The sequence below is a fragment of the Rhodovulum sp. YNF3179 genome (assembly GCF_050586465.1).
Classification (GTDB): domain Bacteria; phylum Pseudomonadota; class Alphaproteobacteria; order Rhodobacterales; family Rhodobacteraceae; genus CAJXYS01.
Genome location: NZ_JBOCEG010000007.1, coordinates 1 through 23,023, shown reverse-complemented (window position 1 = coordinate 23,023; position 23,023 = coordinate 1). Strand labels below are relative to the sequence as shown.

18 protein-coding genes are annotated in these 23,023 nt (G+C 69.8%); 10 read left to right on the top strand and 8 right to left on the bottom strand.

The features are described from left to right. Position 1: 1 nt before the first annotated feature. Positions 2-1,252: an APC family permease gene (locus ACQ5SP_RS13200; protein WP_430938857.1), complete on the bottom strand. Its 1,251-nt coding sequence runs from the start codon at positions 1,250-1,252 to the stop codon at positions 2-4. A gap of 135 nt (positions 1,253-1,387) precedes the next feature. On the opposite strand from ACQ5SP_RS13200, the gene ACQ5SP_RS13195 reads away from it, so the two are divergent. Both ACQ5SP_RS13195 and ACQ5SP_RS13190 read left to right on the top strand, forming a co-directional pair. Then, complete coding sequence (locus ACQ5SP_RS13195; RefSeq protein ID WP_430938856.1) at positions 1,388-3,829, top strand: Lon protease family protein; 2,442 nt, start codon at positions 1,388-1,390, stop codon at positions 3,827-3,829. Then, positions 3,826-4,566, top strand: a complete 741-nt coding sequence (locus ACQ5SP_RS13190) for a hypothetical protein (protein WP_430938855.1) — start codon at positions 3,826-3,828, stop codon at positions 4,564-4,566. The genes ACQ5SP_RS13195 and ACQ5SP_RS13190 overlap by 4 nt, the downstream gene beginning before the upstream one ends. Here the strand turns inward: ACQ5SP_RS13190 and ACQ5SP_RS13185 are convergent. Genes ACQ5SP_RS13185 through ACQ5SP_RS13175 form a run of 3 tightly spaced genes read right to left on the bottom strand, consistent with a single transcriptional unit; the run spans position 4,563 to position 7,981 of the window. Continuing rightward, positions 4,563-5,582, bottom strand: a complete 1,020-nt coding sequence (locus tag ACQ5SP_RS13185; protein ID WP_430938854.1) for a glucokinase — start codon at positions 5,580-5,582, stop codon at positions 4,563-4,565. The genes ACQ5SP_RS13190 and ACQ5SP_RS13185 overlap by 4 nt on opposite strands. A gap of 12 nt (positions 5,583-5,594) precedes the next feature. Next, entirely contained in the window at positions 5,595-6,929 is a 1,335-nt protein-coding gene (locus ACQ5SP_RS13180; protein WP_430938853.1) for a GH1 family beta-glucosidase, read from the bottom strand. Positions 6,930-6,955: 26 nt separating this feature from the next. Continuing rightward, positions 6,956-7,981 carry a LacI family DNA-binding transcriptional regulator gene (locus tag ACQ5SP_RS13175; protein WP_430938852.1) on the bottom strand — a complete coding sequence of 342 codons (1,026 nt, stop codon included), beginning with the start codon at positions 7,979-7,981 and terminating at the stop codon, positions 6,956-6,958. A 199-nt stretch (positions 7,982-8,180) separates the two neighbouring features. Here ACQ5SP_RS13175 and ACQ5SP_RS13170 point away from each other — a divergent pair, with 199 nt between their 5' ends. From ACQ5SP_RS13170 to ACQ5SP_RS13150, 5 genes are all read left to right on the top strand, one after another. Next, entirely contained in the window at positions 8,181-9,524 is a 1,344-nt protein-coding gene (locus tag ACQ5SP_RS13170) for an ABC transporter substrate-binding protein (protein ID WP_430938851.1), read from the top strand. Positions 9,525-9,633: 109 nt separating this feature from the next. Further along, a complete protein-coding gene (locus tag ACQ5SP_RS13165) occupies positions 9,634-10,611 on the top strand; it encodes a carbohydrate ABC transporter permease (protein WP_430938850.1) in 978 nt (325 codons plus the stop codon). Positions 10,612-10,626: 15 nt separating this feature from the next. Continuing rightward, positions 10,627-11,784, top strand: coding sequence for a carbohydrate ABC transporter permease (locus ACQ5SP_RS13160; protein WP_430938849.1), 1,158 nt, complete (start codon positions 10,627-10,629; stop codon positions 11,782-11,784). Between the two features lie 34 nt (positions 11,785-11,818). Further along, on the top strand, positions 11,819-13,471 hold the full coding sequence (locus ACQ5SP_RS13155; RefSeq protein WP_430938848.1) for an alpha-amylase family glycosyl hydrolase: 1,653 nt from the start codon (positions 11,819-11,821) through the stop codon (positions 13,469-13,471). Positions 13,472-13,476: 5 nt separating this feature from the next. After that, positions 13,477-14,568 carry an ABC transporter ATP-binding protein gene (locus tag ACQ5SP_RS13150; protein ID WP_430938847.1) on the top strand — a complete coding sequence of 364 codons (1,092 nt, stop codon included), beginning with the start codon at positions 13,477-13,479 and terminating at the stop codon, positions 14,566-14,568. Here ACQ5SP_RS13150 and eda read toward each other — a convergent pair. Continuing rightward, on the bottom strand, positions 14,565-15,203 hold the full coding sequence (gene eda, locus ACQ5SP_RS13145; protein ID WP_430938846.1) for a bifunctional 4-hydroxy-2-oxoglutarate aldolase/2-dehydro-3-deoxy-phosphogluconate aldolase: 639 nt from the start codon (positions 15,201-15,203) through the stop codon (positions 14,565-14,567). The genes ACQ5SP_RS13150 and eda overlap by 4 nt on opposite strands. 55 nt (positions 15,204-15,258) lie before the next feature. Continuing rightward, positions 15,259-17,064 carry a phosphogluconate dehydratase gene (edd, locus tag ACQ5SP_RS13140; protein WP_430938845.1) on the bottom strand — a complete coding sequence of 602 codons (1,806 nt, stop codon included), beginning with the start codon at positions 17,062-17,064 and terminating at the stop codon, positions 15,259-15,261. Positions 17,065-17,298: 234 nt separating this feature from the next. On the opposite strand from edd, the gene ACQ5SP_RS13135 reads away from it, so the two are divergent. Next, positions 17,299-17,901, top strand: a complete 603-nt coding sequence (locus ACQ5SP_RS13135) for an outer membrane beta-barrel protein (protein ID WP_430938844.1) — start codon at positions 17,299-17,301, stop codon at positions 17,899-17,901. 49 nt (positions 17,902-17,950) lie between these two features. Here ACQ5SP_RS13135 and ACQ5SP_RS13130 read toward each other — a convergent pair whose 3' ends face one another. Beyond that, positions 17,951-19,354: a pyridoxal phosphate-dependent decarboxylase family protein gene (locus ACQ5SP_RS13130; protein WP_430938843.1), complete on the bottom strand. Its 1,404-nt coding sequence runs from the start codon at positions 19,352-19,354 to the stop codon at positions 17,951-17,953. A 268-nt stretch (positions 19,355-19,622) separates the two neighbouring features. Here ACQ5SP_RS13130 and ACQ5SP_RS13125 point away from each other — a divergent pair, with 268 nt between their 5' ends. Further along, positions 19,623-20,132: a DUF6778 family protein gene (locus tag ACQ5SP_RS13125; protein WP_430938842.1), complete on the top strand. Its 510-nt coding sequence runs from the start codon at positions 19,623-19,625 to the stop codon at positions 20,130-20,132. Here ACQ5SP_RS13125 and ACQ5SP_RS13120 read toward each other — a convergent pair. After that, positions 20,129-21,310: a pyridoxal phosphate-dependent aminotransferase gene (locus tag ACQ5SP_RS13120; protein WP_430938841.1), complete on the bottom strand. Its 1,182-nt coding sequence runs from the start codon at positions 21,308-21,310 to the stop codon at positions 20,129-20,131. The two genes, ACQ5SP_RS13125 and ACQ5SP_RS13120, sit on opposite strands and share 4 nt — an antisense overlap. Before the next feature lie 232 nt (positions 21,311-21,542). Between ACQ5SP_RS13120 and cysS the strand changes: the two genes are divergently transcribed. After that, positions 21,543-22,922, top strand: a complete 1,380-nt coding sequence (gene cysS, locus ACQ5SP_RS13115) for a cysteine--tRNA ligase (protein ID WP_430938840.1) — start codon at positions 21,543-21,545, stop codon at positions 22,920-22,922. The last annotated feature ends 101 nt before the right edge of the window (positions 22,923-23,023 follow it).

Below are 23,023 nucleotides of genomic sequence, written 5' to 3'. Positions count from 1 at the left end.
CCTAGCCGAACCAGAGCGACCCGGCCAGCAGCGCGGCCGAGAAGATCGCGCCGAGAACCGGCACGACACCCGGCACGGTGAAGACCCCGGCCGGTGCGGCGACGCCGCTGCGCTTGACCCGGATCAGCGCCAGGTTGACCAGCGTGAAGACCGTCAGGATCACCGTCGAGGTGGTCTCGGCCAGCCGGTCGAGCGGGAAGACCAGCGCCAGCGCCAGCACGAACGCCCCGATCAGCGCGGTCGCCGCGACCGGTGTCCGGCTGCGCGGATGCACCCGCCCGAGGCGGGCCGGCAGCGCCCCGCGGCGCGCCAGCCCGTAGAGCACCCGCGCCGCCATGATCATCTGGATGATGATCCCGTTCAGGGTCGCGACGATGGCGATCAGCGTGATCGCGACGGGCGAGAGACCGGTCAGCCGGTGGAAAAGCAGGCCCACGGGCGCGTCCGAGGCGGCAAGCTCTGCCGGCGGCACCGCGCGCACCGCGACGAAGACCACCAGCACGTAGAGCACCGTCACCGTGGCCAGAGTCAGCAGGATCGCCCGCGGCATGGTGCGCGCCGGGTCCCGGGTCTCTTCGACGAGGTTCACCATGTCGTCGAAGCCGATGAAGGCGAAGAAGGCGATCAGGCTGGCGCCCATCACGCCGGCCCAGGCGGTGCCGTCGCCGGGGGCGGGCAGGGTGTCGGGCAGATCCGACAGCATGCCGGGGTCGCCGAGCAAGCCCGCGCCGATGATCGCCGCCAGCCCGAGGATCTCGATCACCGTCATCACCGCCGCGAAGCCGACCGATTCCCGCACGCCCCAGCCTGCCAGCACGGCGATCCCGCCCACCACCGCCACGGTCAGCAGCGGCGCCGGGGCGGGCAGCAGCGTGCCGATATAGCCCGTCGCCCCGAGCGCGATCGCCGCCGACGACACCGAGGCGGCGAAGACCATGGCGAGCCCCGTGCCGAGCGCGAGCCAGGGCCACCCGAACCCCGCCTCGACATAGGCGGCCTCGCCCGCGGCCTGCGGGATGCGGCCCGAAAACTCCGCGAAGCTGGCGGCGCTGAAGGCCATCACGACGGCCGCCAGCAGGAAAGAGAGCGGCGCCTGCGCACCGGCCCGCGCCACCGTCGCCCCGATCAGCACGTAGATGCCGGCCCCGATGGTGGTGCCCAGCCCGTAGAAAACCAGCAGCGTCAGGCCGATGCTGCGGCGCAGTTCGGTGCGCGGATGGGGCTTCGGCTTTGACAGGTGCGGATCGGGCATGCTTCCGTCGCGGGGTCGGGCTACCTTGCCTCCCTCGCACGGGCGAGGCGGCCCTGCCTTGATGTCAGTCAACGCACCCGGCCGCCCGGCAGGTTACCGAGATCACGGACCCGCGTTTTGCCAGAAAGGACCCGCATGGCCCCGAAGACCCTGCCAGAGCCGCTCGCCGCCGATCAGCTGTCGCTGCGGATCGATCCGGGATCGCTCGGCTTCGAGACGACGGACGAGCTGGCGCCGCTCGACGACTGGCCGGGCCAGGACCGGGCGCTCGGCGCGATCCGGATGGCGGCGGGGATGGCGCACCCGGATTTCAACGTCTTCGTCCTGGGCAATCCCGGCAGCGGCCGTCATTCGGCCGCGCGCGCGCTCCTGCGCGACGCCGCCGATGCCAAGTCGGTCCCGAACGACTGGGTCTACGTCAACAATTTCGACGCCCCGCACAAGCCGATCGCGCTGGAGCTGCCGCCGGGCAAGGCGCTGGCGCTGCGTGACGCGATGCAGAGCCTGGTCGACGAGCTGGCCAACGACATCCCCGCGATCTTCGAGTCCGACGACTACCAGACCAAACGCCGCAACATCGAGCAGACGCTGTCGGAGACCCACGAGGAGGCGATGAACGCCCTGGTCGAGAAGGCCCGCGCCCGCGGGGTCGCCATCCTGCGCACGCCGATGGGGTTCGGCGTCGCGGCGCTGCGCGACGGCGAGGTGCTGACCCCGGACGATTACGACAAGCTGCCCGAGGACGAGCAGGAAGAGATCGACGCGGCCGTGGCCGAGATCCAGGACGAACTGGAAGCCGTGCTGAAAGAAGTGCCCAGGCAGCAGAAGGAACATCGCCGCCAGGTCGAGGAGCTGAACGCGATGATGGCCGAGGAGGGCGTCGACGCCGCCATCGCCGAGCTGCGCCGCGACTTCGACGGTCTGGAAAAGGTCCAGACCTATCTGCGGGCGGTGCGCCGCGACATGATCGAGAACGCCGCGCTCTTTCTCGTCCGCGAGGAGAGCGCCCAGGCCGGGGCGTTCCCGGTGGCGACGACCAAGCACTATCAGAAACCGCAATTCGGGCGCTACATGGTCAACGTCATGGTGGCCCACGACGTCGCCAACGGCGAACGCGCGCCCGTCGTCGAGGAGGATCTGCCGACACTGGCCAACCTGATCGGCCGGATCGAGCACGCCACCGAGAACGGCGCGCTGGTGACCAATTTCACGATGATCCGGGCCGGGGCGCTGCAGCGCGCCAATGGCGGCTACCTGATCCTCGATGCGCGGCAGGTGCTGGCGGAACCCTTCGCCTGGGACGCGCTGAAACGCTGCCTCCGGACCGGGGAGATCTCGATCTTCTCGGCGGTGGAGCGATTCAGCCTGGTCTCGACCGTTTCGCTGGAACCGGACCCGATCCCGTTGAAGACGCGGGTGGTTCTGGTGGGCGAACGACGGCTCTATTACCTCCTGGCCGCGCTCGATCCGGAATTCGGGACGCTGTTCAAGATCGAGGCGGATTTCGACGACAGGATCGAACGCAACGAGGCGACCACCGGCACCTATGCGCGGCTGATCGCGGGCATGGCCGCGCGGGCGGGCACCCGCGCGGTCGCGGCCGCCGCGGTGGCGCGCATGCTGATGGAAAGCACCCGGATGGCGGATGATTCCGAACGCCTGTCCCTGGACATTTCGGGGATTGCGGATCTCCTGCGCGAGGCCGATCACTGGGCGGCGGCCGATGGCGCCGAGACCATCGCGCCGGCGCATGTCGATCGCGCCGTCGCCGAGGCCGAGCACCGCGCCGGCCGGCTGCGCGCGCTGAGCCAGGAGGCGATCACCCGCGACACCGTGCTGATCGACACCGACGGCGGCCGTGTCGGCCAGATCAACGCGCTCTCGGTGGTGCAGATCGGCAAGACGCGCTTCGGCCGGCCCGCGCGGGTCACCGCCCGCGTCAGGGTCGGCAGCGGCAAGCTCGTCGATATCGAGCGCGAGGCAGAGCTTGGCGGGCCGCTCCATTCCAAGGGGGTGATGATCCTGTCGGGCTATCTCGCCACCCATTACGCGCCCGACCTGCCGATGTCGCTCTGGGCCAGCATCGTCTTCGAGCAGAGCTATGGCGGCGTGGATGGCGACAGCGCATCGGCCGCGGAGCTTTTCGCGCTGCTCTCGGCGCTCTCGGGGCTGGAGATCGACCAGTCCTTCGCGGTGACCGGCTCGGTCAACCAGATGGGCGATGTCCAGCCCATCGGGGGCGTGAACGAGAAGATCGAGGGCTTCTTCGACATCTGCGCGGCACGTGGTCTGACGGGCCGGCAGGGGGTGCTGATCCCGGCCGCGAACGTCAAGCACCTGGCGCTGCGCCAGCGGGTCGTCGACGCGGTCGAGTCCGGGGCGTTCCGGATCCTGCCGATCGGGACCATCGGCGCGGGCATCGCCCTTCTGACCGGGGCGGAGGCCGGGGCACGGGGCGCGGCAGGCACCTATCCCGAGGGCAGCGTGAATGCCCGGGTGGAGGCACGGCTGACCGAATATGCCGAGGCGCGGCGGGCCTTCGTGGCACGCGCCAACAGCAAGGAGGGCGGCGCGTGACCGACGAGCCGGCGCATGATCATCCGCGGCGCGTCGTCCTCGGCGCGACCTGCTTTGCCGATGCCGAGGCCGCGCTGGGGCTTGCGCTCGGCCTGGCGGCGCAGACCGGCGCGGAGCTGCGCGGCCTGATGATCGAGGAGGAGACGATCATCGCCTATGCCGGTCATCGGCGGGCGCGGGCGCTCGATCTTGCCGGGCGCAGCACCGGCGGGCTCTCGGTCGAGCGGATGGTCGCGGCGTTTCGCCAGGACACCCGCCGGCTCGAGCAGTCCCTGGCCGAAGCCGCGCGGAAACGCCCGCTCCGCTGGTCGGTCACGCTGGAGCGCGGGCGGATGGCGGCGGTGCTGTCCGGCGCGGCCGGGATCGGCGACCTGATCCTGATCGGCTACCGGCCCGCGCGCCCCGCGACCGGGGGGCTGGTGCTGGTCCTGGGCGAAGACGACGGCCGCGGGATCATCGGGCTTGCCGGGCGGATCGCCGGGGCGACGGAGCAGGACATGCATGTCCTGGTACCGCCCGCGCGCCGGGCCGAGATCGCGGAGACCCTGCGCCAGGCGGGGCTGCACCGGGCGGTGGTGGAAAGCTATGCCGACGCGGCGGCCCTGCACAAAAGGCTCGGGCGGATGAGCCCGGCCGTGGTGGTGATGGCGCCGGGGGCGGGCGGCGCCGACGCGGCCGCCCGGCTGGTCGAGATCGCGCGCGCGCCGCTGATCCTGCCGGTGCCGGCCAAGGACTAGGCCGCGAGCGACAATCGGTTGAGATGCACGGCGCAGCCCGTCAGCGCGGCGTAGTCGTCCTCGATCACTGTCACGCCGAAATTGCCCATGAACCCCGCGAAGCGCCCCTTGTCGCGGAACGCCGCGGCGAAGCCGAACCCGGCCAGGTGCGGGGCGAAGGCGCGCGCCACACCGCCCGAGAGGTAGATGCCGCCGAAGGGCAGGTGGATGAGCGCGAGGTCGCCGGCCACGCGCCCGAGAAAGGTCACGAAGATCCGCGCGGCATCCGCGGCACGGGCGTCGCCGCCCCCGGCGACGGCCTCCATGATCTCGGCGGCGCGCGCTTCGCGCGGGTCGTGCACCTCGGTCCCGAGCCAGGCGTAGAGATGCTCGATCCCGCGTCCCGACAGCACGTCCTCGACCGAGGGGAAGCCATGCGCCGTGGCCAGGAAATGGCAGAGCCGCATATCGGCGGCGGTGCGGATCGGCAGATCGGCATGGCCGGCCTCGGACGGGGTGACGTAGCGGCCCGCCGCGGTGTCGTAGACGGGGGCGACGTTGAACCCGGTGCCCACGCCGATCACCAGCTTGGCCGCGTTCGGGCCCGCCGCGACGCCGTCCAGCACGGGCGCCAGGGCATCCGGCGCGATATGGCCGAGCGCGTGCCCCTGCGCCTGCAGGTCGTTCAGCAGGGCCACGCGATCGGTGCCCGCCGCGCGGCTGAGCGTGTCGCGCTCGATCGTCCAGTCGAGATTGGTCATGCTGGCGACGCCCTCGCGCACGGGGCCGGCGACCGCCGCGCAGGCCCCGGCGCAGTCCGGGCGGCCGGCCTCGGCGAGGTAGCGCCGCAGCAGGCTTTCCAGCCCGGGATAGTCGGCATTGCGGTACCGCCGCGTGCTGTCGGACAGGATCTCGGTGCCGCGAGCCAGCGCGACGCGGGTGTTGGTGCCGCCGATATCGGCGACCAGCACCGGACGGTCGTCGGCGCGGTCGTCCGGGTCGTCGCCGGCGGCGACATCGGGCAGGGAGGGCGCCATGGTGAGCCTCGTTCAGTTGTCGCGGCGGAGCGCCGCCTTGAGCGCGTGGTAGGAGTCCTTGGGCGTGCGTCGCAGGCTGTCGAAATCCACGTGGACCAGTCCGAAGCGCTTGTCGTAGCCGAGCGCCCATTCGTAATTGTCGAGCAGCGACCAGACGAAATATCCCGCGACCGGGACCCCGTCGGCGCGGGCTTGGCGGACCTGCGCGAGATGCGCGTCCAGATAGGCGATGCGCGCGAGATCGGCCACCCGCCCGTCCTGCACGCTGTCGGCATTGGCCATGCCGTTCTCGGTGACGTAGATCGGCAGGTCGCCGGTGTAGTCGCGATGGGCCCGGTCGAGGAAGAACCGCAGCCCCTCGGGGTAGATCTCCCAGCCCATCTGGGTCTTGGGCAGCGGGCCCGGGACCTCGGCCGTGCCGGGCCAGGGACCGGGATCGGCGGCGATGCGCTTGCGGGTGTAGTAGTTGATGCCGAGCCAGTCGACGGGCTGGGTGATGGTCGGGAAATCGTCCTGCCAGCCCGCCGGCAAATGCGGCGCCAGCCCCTCGAGCGCTTCCGCGGGATAGGCGCCGCGGAACATGCCGCCCAGGAAGAAGCGGTTGTAGATCGCGTCGTAGCGCGTGGCCGCCGCGACGGCCTCGGGGCTGCCGTCGGCGGGGGCGGCGTATTCGTGGTTCACCACCGCGCCGAGATTGCCCATGCCAAGCCCGCGCATCCGCGCGATGGCAGTGCCGTGGGCCAGCAGGACGTGATGCATCGCCCGCGCCGCGGCGCGGATGTCGCGCAGGCCCGGCGCGTGCTGGCCCAGGAAATGGCTGAGCCAGGCGACGCACCAGGGTTCGTTGATCGGCGCGGCCGAGAAGACGCGGTCGCCGATCCGGCGCATGATGACCTCGGTGAAATCGCCGAACCAGCCGGCGATGTCGCGGTTGCGCCAGCCCCCGAGGTCGGCGAGCGGCGCGGGCAGCTCCCAGTGGTAGAGCGTCGCGCAGGGCTTGAGCCCGCGCGCTAGCATCGCGTCGACCAGCCGGTCATAGAAATCGAGGCCCTCGGGATTGGGCGTGCCCCGGCCCTCGGGCAACACCCGCGCCCAGGAGGTCGAGAACCGGTAGGCGTCGAGCCCCGCCGCCGCGGCAAGGTCGAGATCCTCGGCGTAGCGGGTGTAATGATCGCAGGCCAGCGCGCCGGTCTCGGCGCGGACCACGTTGCCCGGCGTGGCGGCGAAGGTGTCCCAGTGGGTCACCCCGGCGCCGCCGAGCGCGTGGCCCTCGATCTGGTAGGCCGAGGTGGCGGCGCCGAAGACGAAACCGTCGGGGAAGTTGGCACGGGCGTGGCTGAGGCGCATGTCGGTCCTTTCGGGGCCGGTGTGGATCAGGCCGGGGCGGGGCCGGTGGATTGGCCGAGGACCAGCTCGGCCTCCCATATTTCCTGGATCGGCGCATGGTCCGGATCGGTGACGATGTCCAGAAGCATCTCGGCGCAGCGCCGCCCCGCCGCGCGGACCGAGGATCGCACCGCGGTATAGAGCGGCACGTCGCCCTCGTTGGCGAGGTAGGACAGCACGTCGTCATGGGTCAGGATCGAGACGTCGCGCCCGGGTTTCAACCCGCGATCCTCCAACGCGCGGCGCACCCCCATCGCGGCGAGGAAGGACGAGGTCAGGAACGCGGTCGGTGGACGGTCAAGCTCGAGCATCTCGCGGGCGGCGGCATGGCCGTAGGGTTCGGTCATCTCGCCGGCGCGCATCAGCGCCGGGTCGGGGCCGATGCCGGCCGCGGAAAGGGCGTCCTCGTGGCCGAGGCGGCGGCGATGCGCGAAGCTCATGGTCTCGATCCCGTTGACCAGCCCAATCCGCCGGTGGCCGAGATCGAGCAGGAACCGCGTCGCCCGGGCGAAGGCCCGGCGGTTGTTGACGTCCAGCCAGGAATAGCCGGCGCCCGTTTCCGAGGCCCGCCCATGCACCACGAACGGCAGGCCAAGCTCCTGCAGCAGGCCGATCCGCGGGTCGTCGACGCGGGGGCCGTGCACGATGATGCCGTCGACCGAGCGGTTCTGGGCCAGTTCGCGGTAGACGCGCGCCTCGTCCTCGTCGCGGACGACGGAGAGCGACATGTCGTAGCCGGCCCGCGAATAGGTCTCGCCCGCGCCGGCGATGAAGTCGGCGAAGATCGGGTTGACCATCTCGTGCTTGGTGGACAGCGGAATGACATGGCCGATCGACATGGTGCGCCCGGTCGCAAGGCTCTTGGCCCGCGTGTTCGGCCGGTAGTGATAGCGCCGCGCGGCGTCTAGGACCCGACGGCGGGTGGCATCGCTCACCTCGGGGTAGCCGTTCAGCGCGCGGCTGACGGTGGTCGGCGAGAGGCCGAGCTTTTCTGAGAGCGCTTTCAGGTTCATCCCCGCCGTTTTAAAGCGCTTTGGAAGGTCCCGCCAAGTGAAAACCCGGCGAAGATCGCAGAAACCGTCGCCGGTCCGCGCCTTGACAGGCTACCGGCTTTTCTCCAACGTCGATCTATCCAAAGCGCTTTGGGCGTGATTCCGGGCGCTGGGGATTGCGTTCAGTGGCGCCGTTTTGCGCCAGACCGGGAGGAAATCAATGAAACATTCGCTGTACCTTGGTGCGGCCGCGCTGGCGCTATCCGCCGGTGGCGCGCTGGCCGACGACCATCTCATGTTCGCGCCGGGCGAGGGCGCCTTCAGCTGGGAAAGCTACGAGGCGTTTTCCGCCGCGCACGACCTGGCCGACCAGACGCTGAGCATCACCGGCCCCTGGACCGGCGCCGACGCCGCGCTGGTGGAGTCCGTGCTGGCCTATTTCGAGGCCGCCACCGGCGCGACGGTGGAATATTCCGGCTCGGACAGCTTCGAGCAGGACATCGTGATCGCCACCCAGGCCGACAGCCCGCCCAACATCGCGGTCTTCCCGCAGCCGGGCCTGATGGGTGACCTGGCCGCGCGCGGAGAACTGGCCGAAATGGCGGCGGACACCGCCGACTGGGTCCGCGAGAACTACGCCGCGGGCGAGTCCTGGGTGTCGCTCGGCACCGCCGAGGGGCCGGACGGCGCCGAGAACCTCTACGGCTTCTTCTACAAGGTCGATGTGAAATCTCTCGTCTGGTATTCGCCCGAGCAGTTCGACGAGATGGGCTACGACATTCCCGAGACGATGGAAGAGCTTATCGCGCTCTCCGACCAGATCGTCGCGGATGGCGGCACGCCCTGGTGCATCGGGCTCGGCTCCGGCGCGGCGACCGGCTGGCCGGCCACCGACTGGGTCGAGGACATGATGCTGCGGACCCAGCCGCCCGCGGTCTATGACCAGTGGGTCGCAAACGAGATCTCCTTCGACGATCCGGCCGTGATCGGCGCGATCGAGGCCTACGGCACCTTCGCGCGGAACGACGCCTACGTCGCCGGGGGCAGCCAGGCCGTCGCGACGACCGATTTCCGCGACAGCCCGGCCGGGCTCTTCAGCTTTCCGCCGGAATGCTACATGCACCGCCAGGCATCCTTCATCCCGACCTTCTTCCCCGAGGACGCGGATGCGGACTTCTTCTACTTCCCGTCCTTCGAGAGCGAGGATCTCGGCAGCCCGGTCCTGGGCGCGGGGACGCTCTTCGCGATCACCGAGGATTCGGACGCGGCGCGGTCCTTCATCGACTTCCTTAAGACCCCCATCGCGCACGAGGTCTGGATGGCGCAGTCGGGCTTCCTGACGCCCCATACCGGCGTGAACAGCGATCTCTTCGCCTCGGCGACGCTGCGGCAGATGAATGACATCCTGCTTGGGGCCACGACCTTCCGCTTCGACGCCTCGGACCTGATGCCGGCCGAGATCGGCGCGGGCGCCTTCTGGACGGGCATGGTGGATTACACCACCGGCGCCGATGCGGCCGACGTCGCCGCGGGGATCCAGGAACGCTGGGACCAGATCGACTGATCCGGCCCGGCCGAGGTGATGGAACCTGCACCGGCCCGGGCATCCGCCCGGGCCGGATGCCAAGACGGAACGGCCCGCGAAAAGCGGCACGGGGAAGGGAGGACGCGCGATGAACCCGATCATCCAGGGCATCGTCACGATCGTGGTCGGCGTGGGCGGCTGCGTGGGGTATTTCTACCTTGCCAACACGGTGCTCGACCGGGTGATCTTCCCGGCCCGGGGCAAGGATGCCGGGCGCAACATCAACCGCGCGAATGCGGTCCGGCCGTGGCTGTTTCTCTTCCCGGCGATGTTCGCGCTGGGGCTCTACCTCGTCTATCCGGTCTTCGGCTCCTTCGTGCGGTCGCTCTACAACCGGGCGGGCGACGAGTTCATCGGCCTCGGCAACTACGCCAGCCTGTTCGCCGACGAGACCTTCCGCTCGGCCTTTTTCAACAATTTCCTCTGGGTGCTCGTGGTGCCCGCCATGGCGACCTTTCTCGGCCTGCTCGTCGCCCAGCTGACGGATCGGCTGAAATGGGGCAACGTCGCGAAATCGCTGATCTTCATGCCGATGGCGATCAGCTTCGTCGGGGCCTCGCTGATCTGGAAATTCGTCTACGCCAATGACCCGGATATCGGCATCATCAACGCGGTGCGCGACGCTTTCGGGCTCAACCCGCTCGACCCGCTGCAGGTGCCGTTCTGGAACAACTTCTTCCTGATGGTGATCCTCATCTGGATCCAGACCGGGTTCGCCATGGTGATCCTGTCGGCCGCGCTGCGCGGCATCCCCGAGGAGACCGTCGAGGCCGCGATCATCGACGGGGCGAACCCGTTCCAGATCTTCTTCAAGATCAAGGTGCCGCAGATCATGGGCACGATCGTCGTGGTCTGGACGACGATCACCATCCTGGTGCTGAAGGTCTTCGACATCGTCTACACGATGACGGGAGGCAATTTCGATACCGAGATCCTGCCATCCTACATGATGGATTTCATGTTCCGCGACGACGGGCGCGCCACGGCGGTCGCCTTCGTGATCATGATCGTGGTCCTGCCGGTGATGATCTGGAACATCCGGCAGGCCCGCAAGGAAATGCGCTGAGGGGGAGGCGGGACGATGGACAATATCGCTGGACGGAAATCCTCGCTCAGCTGGGCGGTCAACATCACGGTCTTCCTGCTGGTGGTCATCTGGCTGATCCCGACCGTCGGTCTTTTCGTGTCGTCCTTCCGCGACCGTGACCAGATCGCGGTCTCGGCCTGGTGGGAGGCCCCCTTCCCGGTGGAACAGGCCTACCGCGCCCGGGCCGAGGGCACGGTCACGGGCGGGGACGGGATGTGGACGATCACCGGCAACATCTTCGAGGTGCCGGGCGTCGCCGAGGATTTCGGCACCGACCGGCGCCCGCCGATCGTCGCTTTCGGCCTGCGCGGCATCAACCCGGGCGAATTCGCGGCCGGCGCCGAGGTCGAGAACCGCGACAACGGCACCACGACCGTCCGTGCGGACGGCAGCTTCGTCTTCACCACCGACGAGAACCCGGAGGAAGAGGGCTTTCCGCGAGTCTATTTCGTGGCCGAGACGCCGCCGGACTTCACAATGGCGAACTACGATACCGTGATGACCGGCGACGGGATGCTGCAGGCCTTCGTCAACACGCTGACGGTGACGATTCCCGCCACGGTGATCCCGATCCTGATCGCCGCCTTCGCGGCCTATGCGCTGGCCTGGATGGATTTCCCGGGGCGCGGACTGCTGATCGCGGCGGTGGTCGGACTCTTGGTGGTGCCGCTGCAACTGGCGCTCGTGCCGCTCCTGAAGCTGCACCAGCAGGTCGGCATCGGCCAGAGCTTCGTCGGCATATGGCTGGCCCATACCGGCTTCGGGCTGCCGCTCGCGATCTATCTCCTGCGCAACTACATGGTCGGCCTGCCGCGCGACATCATCGATTCCGCCAAGGTCGACGGCGCCACGGATTTCCAGATCTTCGTGCGGATCATCCTGCCGCTGAGCTTCCCGGCGCTGGCCAGTTTCGCGATATTCCAGTTCCTCTGGACCTGGAACGACCTGCTGGTGGCCAAGGTCTTCCTGCCGTCCAACGACGAGAGCTGGGTGATGACGGTGCGGATCGCCGACGACCTTCTGGGCTCGCGCGGGGGAGACTGGGGCATTCTCGCGGCCGCCGCCTTCGTCTCGATCGCGGTGCCGCTCGTGGTGTTCTTCACCATGCAACGCTACCTCGTGCGCGGTCTGCTCGCCGGTTCGGTGAAATGACGCGCGGGATCCCAAACCGAACAGACGGACGCCCATGACCCTCATGACTGACATCGAGCACAACGGTATCGCGGTCCGCGACAAGGACTGGTGGCGCGGCGGCGTCATCTACCAGATCTATCCGCGATCCTTCCAGGACACCAACGGCGACGGGGTGGGCGACCTGAAGGGGATCGTCGAGCGGCTGCCGCATGTCGCCTCGCTCGGGGTGGACGCGGTCTGGATCTCGCCCTTCTTCACCTCGCCGATGAAGGATTTCGGCTACGACGTCTCGGATTACCGCGACGTCGACCCGATGTTCGGCACCCTGGCCGATTTCGACGAGCTGATCCGCACGTCGCACGGGCTGGGGCTCAGGGTGATGATCGACCTCGTGCTCAGCCACACCTCCGACGAGCATCCCTGGTTCAAGGAGAGCCGGTCGAGCCGCGACAACCCGCGGGCCGACTGGTATGTCTGGGCCGATCCCAGGCCCGACGGCACGCCGCCCAACAACTGGCTCTCGATCTTCGGCGGCTCGGCCTGGGCCTGGGACAGCCGCCGCTGCCAGTATTACCTGCACAACTTCCTGGCCTCGCAGCCCGACCTGAACTTCCACACCCCCGCCGTGCAGGAGGCGCTGCTCGACGTGGCGCGGTTCTGGCTCGAGCGTGGCGTGGACGGGTTCCGGCTCGATACGATCAACTTCTACATCCATGACCGGCAGCTGCGCGACAACCCGCCGCTGCCCGAGACGCTGCGCAACGATTCCATCGCGCCGAGCGTGAACCCCTACAACTTCCAGGATCACAAATACGACAAGAACCAGCCCGAGAACCTGGCCTTCCTGAACCGCCTGCGCCGCCTGATGGAGGAATACCCCGCCGTCGCCGCCGTGGGCGAGGTGGGCGACGCGCAGTATGGGCTGGAAATCCTCGGCCAGTACACGGCGGGCGAGGACTACATGCACATGTGCTACGCCTTCGAGTTCCTGGCCAAGGAAAAGCTCACCGCCCGGCGCGTGGCGGAGGTGTTCGACCGGGTGGAGCGTGTCGCCCCGGACGGCTGGGCCTGCTGGGCCTTCTCGAACCACGACGTTATGCGTCATGCCAGCCGCTGGAACCTGCAGCCCGCGGCGGTCCCCCTCTTTGCGACGCTGCTGATGACGCTGCGCGGCTCGGTCTGCCTCTACCAGGGCGAGGAGCTGGGCCTGCCGGAGGCCGAGGTGCCGTTCGAGGCGCTGCAGGATCCCTACGGCATCCAGTTCTGGCCGGAGTTCAAGGGCCGCGACGGGGCCCGCACCCCGATGGCCTGGACGCCGGACGTGCCCGGCGGCGGTTTCTCCGAGGTGACGTCCTGGCTGCCGGTCGCGGCCGCGCATCTTCCGCTGGCGGTCAGCCTCCAGGACGGGGATCCGGGCTCGGTGCTGAACCATTACCGTCGCATGATCGCGCTTCGCCATGCGCATCCGGCGCTGCTCAAGGGCGACATGACCGACATTCATGTCGCGGGCGACCTGCTGAGTTTCCGCCGCAGCGCCGCCGGAGAGACGCTCTACTGCGCCTTCAATCTCGGCGACGCGCCGCTGGAGGCGGACCTGCCGCCGGGGGAGTGGCAGGCGCTGCACGGGCCGGCGCCCGAGGGCGACACCATCACGCTGAAGCCGTGGCAGGCGCTCGTCGCCCGCCTCGACGAGGGGAGGAACTGAACGCAATGGCCGAGCTGAACCTGACCGGCGTCGCGAAGTCCTACGGGGCCGTCGACGTGCTGTCCGATATCGACCTCGAGATAGAGAAGGGCGAGTTCATCGTCTTCGTCGGCCCCTCGGGCTGCGGGAAATCCACGCTCCTGCGGATGATCGCGGGGCTCGAGAAGATCACCGGCGGCACGCTGGAGATCGACGGCGAGGTGATGAACGACGTGCCGCCCGCGCAGCGCGGCGTGGCGATGGTGTTCCAGACCTACGCGCTCTATCCCCACATGACGGTGCGCGACAACATGGCCTTCGCGCTCAAGATCGCCGGCAAGCCGGCCGCCGAGATCGATGCGGCCGTGGCGAACGCCGCGCGCATCCTGCAGCTCGATTCCTATCTCGACCGCCTGCCCAAGGCGCTTTCGGGCGGGCAGCGCCAGCGCGTCGCCATCGGCCGGGCGATCGTGCGCGACCCCAAGGTGTTCCTCTTCGACGAGCCGCTCTCGAACCTCGACGCCGCGCTGCGCGTCGCCACGCGGATCGAGATCGCCCAGCTCAACGAGAAGATGCCCGACACCACGATGATCTACGTCACCCACGACCAGGTCGAGGCGATGACCCTGGCCAGCCGCATCGTCGTGCTCGCCGGTGGCGGGATCGCCCAGGTGGGCGCACCGCTCGAGCTCTACGAGCGGCCGAGAAACGAGTTCGTGGCCCAGTTCATCGGCTCGCCCGCGATGAACCTCTTCGCCGGAGAGATCGCCGGGACCGGCGCGGAAACCGTGATCCGGCTCGATGCGGGCGGGGTCGCGCGCTCCACCGTGCCGACCCGGCCCGAGGACGAGGGGCGCAGGGTCAATATCGGCGTGCGGCCCGAGGATCTGGAGGTAACCGGCGGCGAGGGGATCTATACCGGGGCCGTCGAGATCGTCGAGGCGCTCGGCGAGGTGACGCTGCTCTATTTCGAGACCGATTGCGGCGAGGCCTCGGTGATCGCGAAGCTGCCGGGCATCCATACCGGCCAGCGCGGGCGCAGCGTGACGCTGACCGCCGCGCCGGACAAGGTGCATGTCTTCGCCGACGGCGTCTCGCTGCTCTACCGCGACGCCTAGAGCGCGGCCGCGTCCCGCGCCGCCGCCTCGATGCCGGCCCAGTCCCGCGCGGCGACCCGGTCCGCCGGCGCGACCCAGGAGCCGCCGGCGCAGACGACGTTGCCCAGCGCAAGGTAGTCCGCGGCGTTCCGCGGCGTCACGCCCCCCGTCGGGCAGAAGCTGACCTGCGGGATCGGCGCGCCGATCGCCTTCAGCGCGCGCACGCCGCCGGCGGCCTCGGCGGGGAAGAATTTCAGCATGTCGTAGCCCCGCTCGAGCAGCCGCATCGCCTCCGTCGCGGTGGCCGCGCCGGGCAGGAGCGGCAGATCCGCCGCCTCGGCGGCGTCGAGCAGGCGGTCGGTCGCACCCGGCGATACCCCGAAGCGGGCGCCCGCCGCCTTCGCCGCCGCCACGTCCGCGGGCGTGAGCAGCGTGCCCGCGCCGACGACGCCCCCCGGCACCTCGGCCATCGCCCGGATCGCCTCCAGCGCCGCCGGTGTCCGGAGCGTCACCTCGAGTGCCGGCAGACCGCCCGCGACCAGCGCCTCGGCCAGCGGCCGGGCGGTGTCCGCGTCCTCGATCACCAGCACCGGCACGATGGGCGCCAGGGCGCATATCTCGCGGGTCCGCCGCGCGGCCTCGCATCCGTCGATCATGGGCTCGCTCCCTTCGTCCAAGTGGCGGAAATATCCCCGCCGGAGGCATGAAATCTCAGACCACGACGCCGGCCCCGGCGGTGGCCGGCCCGACGCTCTGGCGGAAGACCGAGAACAGCTCGCGCCCGAGGCCCGCCTGGTTGCCCGTAAGATCCGGCGCCGCCGGGTCGCGTGCGGCGACCTCCTCGGCGAGAACCTCCAGTACCCCGGCCCTGGCGTCGACCCGCATCGGGTCGCCATCCGCGATCTTGGCGATCAGCCCGCCATCGGCCGCCTCGGGGGCGACGTGGATCGCGGCCGGCACCTTGCCGCTCGCGCCCGACATGCGCCCGTCGGTCACCAGCGCGACCTTGTGGCCGCGGTCCTGCAGCACCGACAGCACCGGCGTCAGGGCGTGCAGCTCCGGCATGCCGTTGGCCTTCGGCCCCTGGTAGCGGACCACCACCACCACGTCGCGGTCAAGTTCGCCGGCCTTGAAGGCGGCCTTCACGTCCGCCTGGTCGTGGAACACCCGCGCCGGGGCCTCGATCACCTGCCGCTCCGGCGCGACGGCCGAGACCTTCATCACCGCGCGGCCCAGGTTGCCCGAGAGCTGCCTGGTTCCGCCGGTGGGCTGGAACGGGTCGGCGGCCGGGCGCAGGATCTTCTCGTTGCGGCTTTCGCGCGCGCCGTCCACCCAGCGCAGCGCGCCGTCGATCAGCCTGGGTTCCTTGGTGTAATGGGCCAGCCCGTCGCCGGCCACGGTGCGCGCATCCGGATGCATCAGCCCGGCGTCCAGCAATTCGCCGATCATGTAGCCCAGCCCGCCCGCGGCGTGGAAATGGTTCACGTCGGCCAGCCCGTTCGGGTAGACCCGTGCCATCAGCGGCACCGCGTCGGAGATGTCGGCGAAATCCTCGATATCGAGCTGGATGCCCGCGGCGCGGGCCATCGCGACCAGGTGAATGAGCAGGTTCGTGGAGCCGCCCGTGGCCATCAGCCCGGCGATGCCGTTGACGAAGGCCCGCGCGTCGAGGATCTCGCCCACCGGGCGATAGTCGTTGCCGAGCGCCGTGATCTCCAGCGCGCGCCGGGTCGCGGCGGTCGTCAGCGCGTCGCGCAGCGGCGTGTTCGGGTTGACGAAGCTCGCGCCGGGCAGGTGCAGCCCCATGAACTCCATCAGCATCTGGTTGGAATTGGCCGTGCCGTAGAAGGTGCAGGTGCCGGGGCCGTGGTAGCTGTCCATCTCGGCCTTCATCAATTCGTCGCGGCCGATCTCGCCCGCGGCGAAGCGCTGGCGCACCCTGGCCTTCTCGTCGTTGGGCAGGCCGCTGGTCATGGGGCCGGCGGGCATGAAGACGGCAGGCACATGCCCGAAGCTGGCCGCCGCGATGACCAGGCCCGGCACGATCTTGTCGCAGACGCCCAGATAGGCGGCCGCGTCGAAGGTGTTGTGGCTGAGCGCCACGCCCGCGGCGAGCGCGATCACGTCGCGCGAGAACAGGCTCAGTTCCATCCCGGTCTGGCCCTGGGTGACCCCGTCGCACATGGCCGGCACGCCGCCCGCGACCTGCGCGGTGCCACCGGCCGCGCGCGCGGCCGCGCGGATCAGGTCGGGAAACCGCTCGAAAGGCTGGTGCGCCGAGAGCATGTCGTTATAGGCGGTCACGATGCCGAGGTTCGGGGCGCGCCCGCCGACGAGGCTGTCCTTGTCCGGTCCCATGGCGGCATAGGCATGGGCCTGGTTGCCACAGGAGAGATGCGCGCGCGCCGGGCCCTCCTCGCCGGCCTGGCGAATGCGGTCGAGATAGGCCGCGCGGCTGTCGCGCGAGCGCTCGACGATACGGGCGGTGACGTCGGTGATGGTCGGGTGCAGGGCCATGGGGGCGGTCCCTTTCGATTCCTGTTGGTAGCTCGGATCGCATGTTAGCGCTAACAAGCGTGGATTTCCAGAGGCTCCGGCCAGGCGGCTCGGCAGGGTGCCGCAAAGGGCGCTGGAAACCGGGGCCGGATGGAACGGAACGCGCGGGCGGCCGTTCCTGCCCTGCGGCGGGGCGCCCCGCCCGATGAGGGGCGCCGTCCCGCCCGAGGCAGACATTCAAAGGAGGCAAGAAGAATGCGTATCCTCATGACATCGACCGCCGCGCTGGTCGCGGCAGCGACCGGTCCCGCCCTTGCCGGCAACCCGGTGCCCGCAACCGAGGAACCGGCCGTGATCGTGACCGCGCCCGCGCCGGCGCCGACCCCGGACTGGACCGGCTTCTACGCCGGCGGCCAGCTCGGCTATGGCGATTACGACTGGTCGAACGGATCGGACCTGTCCCTCGACGGGGCAACGGGCGGGCTTCATGCCGGCTACAACCACGATTTCGGCGGCTTCATCCTGGGCGGCGAGGCGCAGATCGACGCCGCCAATCTCGAGGACGCGGCCGGGACGACCGCCGTAGACCGCATGATGCGGGTGAAACTGCGCGCCGGGCCGGACCTGGGCGACACCTTCCTTTACGGGACCGTCGGCATCGCGCATGCCAGCCTGGACGACGCAGGCACCGATCGCGACGATACCGGCTACACCGTCGGGGCCGGGATCGATTATCGCCTGACCCGGCGCTGGAGCGTGGGCGGCGAGGTGCTCTTCGACCGCTTCGACGATTTCGACGACACGGGCAACGACCTCGAAGGCACGTCGCTGCGCGCCCGGGTGTCCTACAACTTCTGATCCCGGCCGCCGGGGACCGGGCAGGGCGGCGCGGCGGCGCCGCCCTGTCTCATGCCTGGCCGGTCAGCTCGGCGAGCACGTCGCGCACCGTCATGACGTCGGCGCGGGTCGTGGCGAAGCTGCCCGCGGTCATGCGGATCACGAAACGTCCCTCGTGCAGGGTCTGCGTCAGGTAGACCCGGCCATCGTCATTAATGCGGGTCAGCAGGTCCCGCGTCGCGGCGTCCGCGTCCCGGCCGTCCGGGGCGTAGCGGAAGGTGAACAGCGCCAGCGGGCAGTCGGTCACCACCTCGAAGTCGGGCAGGGTGGCCACGGCGTCGCGAAGCTCATGGACCCAGGCGACGTGGTCGCGAATGCGCCGCCGCAGAGCTTCCAGCCCCTCGGCGCGCAGCAGGAACCAGAGCTTCAGCGCCCGGAACCGCCGGCCCAGCGGAACGGTCCACTCGTTGAAATTGGTGACCGCGTCCTGGTCGAGCGTCTGCAGGTAATCGGGGCGCAGCCCCATCGTGTTCACCTGCGGTGCCGGATCGGCCAGGAACTGCACCGCGCAGTCGAACTGCGCGCCCAGCCATTTATGCGGGTTGAAGACGACCGAGTCGGCCGCGTCCACGCCCTGCCAGAGCCAGCGGAATTCCGGGCAGATCATCGCCGAGCCGGCCCAGGCGGCGTCCACATGGGTGTAGAGATCCGCGGATTTTGCAACCGCGAGAACATCTGCCACGCGGTCCGAGGCGCCGATCGACGTGCCGCCGACGCAGGCGATCACCCCGGCGGGCCGATAGCCCGCGGCGCGGTCGGCCGCGATGGCCCGTTCCAGCGCGGCCGGGTCCATCGCGTGGGTCCTGTCGGTGGGGATCTTCACCAGGTTGTCCTGCCCGATACCGGCCATCCGCACGGCCTTGTCGATGGAGGAATGGGTCTGCGCCGACGCGTAGATCCGGACGGGGCTCTGCCCGGACAGCCCCTCCGTCAGCCCGGCCCAGCCGAGCGCACGCTCGCGCATCGTCAGCACCGCGCAGAAGGTGGCGGTGGTCGCCGTGTCGTGGATCGTGCCGCTGAAATGGGGGGCGAGCCCCAGCGCGCCGCGCAGCCATGCGATCATGACCTGTTCGATCTCGGTGGCCGCCGGCGAGGTCTGCCATAGCATGCATTGCGCGGCCATGGCGTTGGCCAGCTGTTCGGCCAGCATCGAGGCGGGCGCGGCATTGGCGGGAAAATAGGCGAAGAAGCGCGGATGCTGCCAGTGGGTCATCGCTTCGGGGACGATCGCCTTGAAGTCGGCGAAGATCGTCTCGAGGTCCTCGGCCTGCTCGGGGGCGGCATCGGGCAGCCTGGCGGCAGTGGTCCCGGGCGTCGTGCCGGCCCGGACCGGGCGGTCGCCCAGCGTCGCGTGATACTCTGCCGCCCAGTCGGCGGCGCGTTTCGACCAGTGGCGCAGCGCGTCGTGATCCATGCTATCTCCCGCTTTTGCCGGGGCCGCCCCGGCAGGCGGCCGGGCGGAGATTGCCCGTATACCTTGTCATGCGCAAGCAGGTGCAATCGCCCCGGACATGGTGTAGATTTCGCTAACGCGCCGCCATGTGCCCGGCGCGGAGTGCCAGTATGGAGGGTATCCGATGTTCTTTCGCCGCAGTGTTAGCGGACTGCTTCTGGCGGTCCTTGTCGTCCTCGCCGGATGCGGCGCGTTCCGGACCGATTATCCGGCGGCGCTTCCGGCCGCGGTGAGCAAGGGATGGACGGTCTCGACGATCGACGTGATCGTTCCCGACACGCTGACCGTGAGCGAAGCCCCCGTGATCGCGCCGGAGGCGGACATCGTCTGGCGAGAGGAGCCCGCCGGCGACCGGCGTGCCCAGGTTGCGCGCATCTTCCGCGAGGGCGCGGAAAAGGCGACCGCCACGCTCGACGGGCCGCGGCCGGTTCGGCTCGAGATCACGCTGGTGCGCTTTCACGCGCTGACGCTCCAGGCCGAGGCGCTGCCCTATAACGAGGGGGTCCACGCGATCACCTTCACCGCGCGCATTCTCGATGCCCAGACCGGTGCCGAGCTCGTCCCGGCCACGCGCATCGACGCCGACATGCCGGCCATCATGGGATCGGCCGCCCGCCTGGCCCGCAGCGTCGGCCTGACCCAGCGCGTCCAGATCGTGCGCCACCTGGAGACCGTCTTCGCTGGGTGGCTGGGCATCGGCCCCGATCCGCGCCAGAGCTTCACCCGCATCGGCGTCTAGCCGGCGACGGCATCGGGCTGCAGCGCGAAATCGACGATCCGTCGCAGCGCGGCCTCGAAGGAGGCGTCCGCGACGGTCAGGGCCACGCGCACATGGCCGGCCGCGGCCGTGCCGAAGCTTTCGCCCGGCATCACGGCGATGCCGGTCGCGTCGAGCAGACGGTTCGCGAAGGCCATGCCCGAGAGCCCGGTCGCCCGGATGTCGAGCATGATGTACATCGCGCCCGAGGACGGCACCGCGCGCAGGCGATCCTGCCCGGCCAGCACGCGCTGCGCGATCGCGCGGCGGCGGCGGAAAGGGGCGGCGATCTCCGCTTCCAGGGCGGGCCCTTCGCCGAGCGCGAAGACGGCGGCGTCCTGGATGTAGCCGGGCACGCCGTAGGTGGTGACCGTGGCGAGATCGATCAGCTTCTCGATCATCGGCTCCGGCGCCACGATCCAGCCGATGCGCGAGCCTGTCATCGCGTGGCTCTTCGACATGGACCCGATCACCATCGTGCGCTCGGCCATGCCGGGCAGCGCGCGCGGCGAGAGATGCGCGCCTTCCCAGACCTGGGTGTCGTAGACTTCGTCGGAGATCATCCAGAGATCGTGCTCGCGCGCCGCACCGGCGATGCCGTCGAGCGTCGGGCGGTCATAGACCACGCCGGTCGGATTGTTGGGCGTGTTCACCAGCAGGCTGCGCGCGCCCGAGGCCCGCGCGGAAATCTCCGCGCCGCGGGGCTGGAAAGCATCGCGCGCATGGGTCGCCATCGCGACCGGCACGGCCCCGGCGGCCCGGATCGTTCCGGGATAGGTGGCGTAATAGGGGTCGCAGTAAAGCGCCCTGTCGCCGGGGTCGCAGGCGGCCATGTGCGCGGCGAAGAGCCCGGCCTGGCCGCCGGCCGTCACGATCACGTTGCGCCAGCTGGTCGCCACGCCGGTCCGGTCCGCGACGCGGGCCGCGACCGCCGCGCGCAGCGCCATCTCGCCGGGTACGGACGCGTAGCCGGTATTGCCTGCGGCGGCGCTCTCGTGCATCGCGGACAGGATCGCGGGGTGGGTCGGGATGTCGTGCTCGCCGATGGTCAGCTCGATCACCTGTGCACCCGCCTCGGCCATCTCCCGGGCGCGGTAGAACACGTCCCAGCCGTCGGACCCGCCGCCGTTGATGCCCCCGATCCGGTCAGATGCGCGCATGAATGCCTCCGTCTCAGACTGCGGGAACGCCATCATGCCGGGACCCGGTTGGCAAGCCGATAGTTCTTGCCAAGCCCGGCAAGCCCCGGCATAACCGGGCGCATGAGAACGGCGATCTGCATTTGCGGGATTTGCATTACCGGCTGAGAGATCCGGCGGGCCGTTCATCTGTTTCCAAGCATGACCGAAGCTGATAGGCCCGCCGCCGGAGAGGCGCGCGAGGAATCTGGGCATGACCGACATCAGGCTCTGGAACACGAGAACCCGGCAAAAGGAGCGTTTCGAGCCGCTCGATCCCGGCAACGTGCGGATGTATGTCTGCGGCCCGACGGTCTATGACCGCGCGCATCTGGGCAATGCGCGCCCCGTGGTGGTCTTCGACGTGCTCTACCGGCTGCTGCGCCATGTCTACGGCCCCGGCCAGGTGACCTATGTGCGCAACATCACCGATGTCGAGGACAAGATCATCGCCCGCGCGCGCGAGAACGGCGAGGAGATCGACGCGCTGACCCGCCGCACCACGGCCTGGTTCCACGAGGACATGGCCGAGCTGGGCGTCGATTATGCCGGCGACCCGCAGTTCCGCGAGCCGCACGCCACCGATTACATTCCCCAGATGGTCGAGATGATCGCGGCGCTGATCGATCGCGGCCACGCCTACGAGGCGGAGGGCCATGTGCTCTTCGCGGTCGAGAGCTACGGCGAATACGGCGCGCTCTCGGGCCGGTCGGTCGAGGACATGATCGCCGGCGCGCGGGTCGAGGTCGCGCCCTACAAGAAGAACCCGATGGATTTCGTGCTCTGGAAGCCCTCGGCCGCCGACGAGCCCGGCTGGGAGAGTCCCTGGGGCCGTGGGCGCCCCGGCTGGCATATCGAGTGCTCGGCGATGAGCCACGCGCTGCTGGGGGAAAGCTTCGACATCCATGGCGGCGGCATCGACCTGCAGTTTCCCCACCACGAGAACGAGATCGCCCAGTCCTGCTGCGCCCATCCCGAGGGGCGCTTCGCGCGCTACTGGCTGCACAACGAGATGCTGCAGGTCGAGGGCCGGAAGATGTCGAAATCGCTCGGTAATTTCTTCACCGTGCGCGACCTTCTGGACCGCGGCGTGCCGGGCGAGGTGATCCGGTTCGTCTTTCTCGGGACGCATTACCGCAAGCCGATGGACTGGACCGAGGAGAAGGCCCGCGAGGCCGAGGCGGTGCTGCGAAAGTGGCGCGCGCAGACTGCGGCGGTCGATGCCGGCGCCCCGGACCCGGAGCTGACCGCGGCGCTGGCCGACGACCTGAACACGGCCGGGGCGATCGCGGTGCTGCACAGGCTGTCCAGTGCGGGCGATGCCGTCGCGCTCAAGGGATCCGCGGCGCTTCTCGGGCTGCTCGAGAGCGGCATGGGCGCCTGGACCGAGACCGGGCGCGACCGGCTCGACGTCCTGGCCGCGAAACTGTCGGCGGCCCGCGCCCGCGCGGTGGACGCCAAGGATTTTTCCGAGGTCGACCGGCTGAAGGCGGCGCTGGTCGCCGCGGGCGTCGAGGTCCGCATGAGCAAGGCCGGGGTCGAGCTGGTGCCCGGCGCCGGGTTCGACCCGGCGCAGCTGGAGGCGCTGGAATGAGCGTCCGCGATCGCTGCGCATCGCCGCGGGGGGGGGGGGGGGGGGGGGGGGGGGGGGGGGGGGGGGGGGGGGGGGGGGGGGGGGGGGGGGGGGGGGGGGGG

What these genes read in the sequence shown, in the direction of transcription:
- ACQ5SP_RS13200 (WP_430938857.1), bottom strand. Translation starts at nt 1,252, where the DNA reads ATGCCCGATCCGCACCTGTCAAAGCCGAAGCCCCATCCGCGCACCGAA.
- ACQ5SP_RS13195 (WP_430938856.1), top strand. Translation starts at nt 1,388, where the DNA reads ATGGCCCCGAAGACCCTGCCAGAGCCGCTCGCCGCCGATCAGCTGTCG.
- ACQ5SP_RS13185 (WP_430938854.1), bottom strand. Translation starts at nt 5,582, where the DNA reads ATGGCGCCCTCCCTGCCCGATGTCGCCGCCGGCGACGACCCGGACGAC.
- ACQ5SP_RS13180 (WP_430938853.1), bottom strand. Translation starts at nt 6,929, where the DNA reads ATGCGCCTCAGCCACGCCCGTGCCAACTTCCCCGACGGTTTCGTCTTC.
- ACQ5SP_RS13175 (WP_430938852.1), bottom strand. Translation starts at nt 7,981, where the DNA reads ATGAACCTGAAAGCGCTCTCAGAAAAGCTCGGCCTCTCGCCGACCACC.
- ACQ5SP_RS13170 (WP_430938851.1), top strand. Translation starts at nt 8,181, where the DNA reads ATGAAACATTCGCTGTACCTTGGTGCGGCCGCGCTGGCGCTATCCGCC.
- ACQ5SP_RS13165 (WP_430938850.1), top strand. Translation starts at nt 9,634, where the DNA reads ATGAACCCGATCATCCAGGGCATCGTCACGATCGTGGTCGGCGTGGGC.
- ACQ5SP_RS13160 (WP_430938849.1), top strand. Translation starts at nt 10,627, where the DNA reads ATGGACAATATCGCTGGACGGAAATCCTCGCTCAGCTGGGCGGTCAAC.
- ACQ5SP_RS13155 (WP_430938848.1), top strand. Translation starts at nt 11,819, where the DNA reads ATGACCCTCATGACTGACATCGAGCACAACGGTATCGCGGTCCGCGAC.
- ACQ5SP_RS13150 (WP_430938847.1), top strand. Translation starts at nt 13,477, where the DNA reads ATGGCCGAGCTGAACCTGACCGGCGTCGCGAAGTCCTACGGGGCCGTC.
- eda (WP_430938846.1), bottom strand. Translation starts at nt 15,203, where the DNA reads ATGATCGACGGATGCGAGGCCGCGCGGCGGACCCGCGAGATATGCGCC.
- edd (WP_430938845.1), bottom strand. Translation starts at nt 17,064, where the DNA reads ATGGCCCTGCACCCGACCATCACCGACGTCACCGCCCGTATCGTCGAG.
- ACQ5SP_RS13135 (WP_430938844.1), top strand. Translation starts at nt 17,299, where the DNA reads ATGCGTATCCTCATGACATCGACCGCCGCGCTGGTCGCGGCAGCGACC.
- ACQ5SP_RS13130 (WP_430938843.1), bottom strand. Translation starts at nt 19,354, where the DNA reads ATGGATCACGACGCGCTGCGCCACTGGTCGAAACGCGCCGCCGACTGG.
- ACQ5SP_RS13120 (WP_430938841.1), bottom strand. Translation starts at nt 21,310, where the DNA reads ATGCGCGCATCTGACCGGATCGGGGGCATCAACGGCGGCGGGTCCGAC.
- cysS (WP_430938840.1), top strand. Translation starts at nt 21,543, where the DNA reads ATGACCGACATCAGGCTCTGGAACACGAGAACCCGGCAAAAGGAGCGT.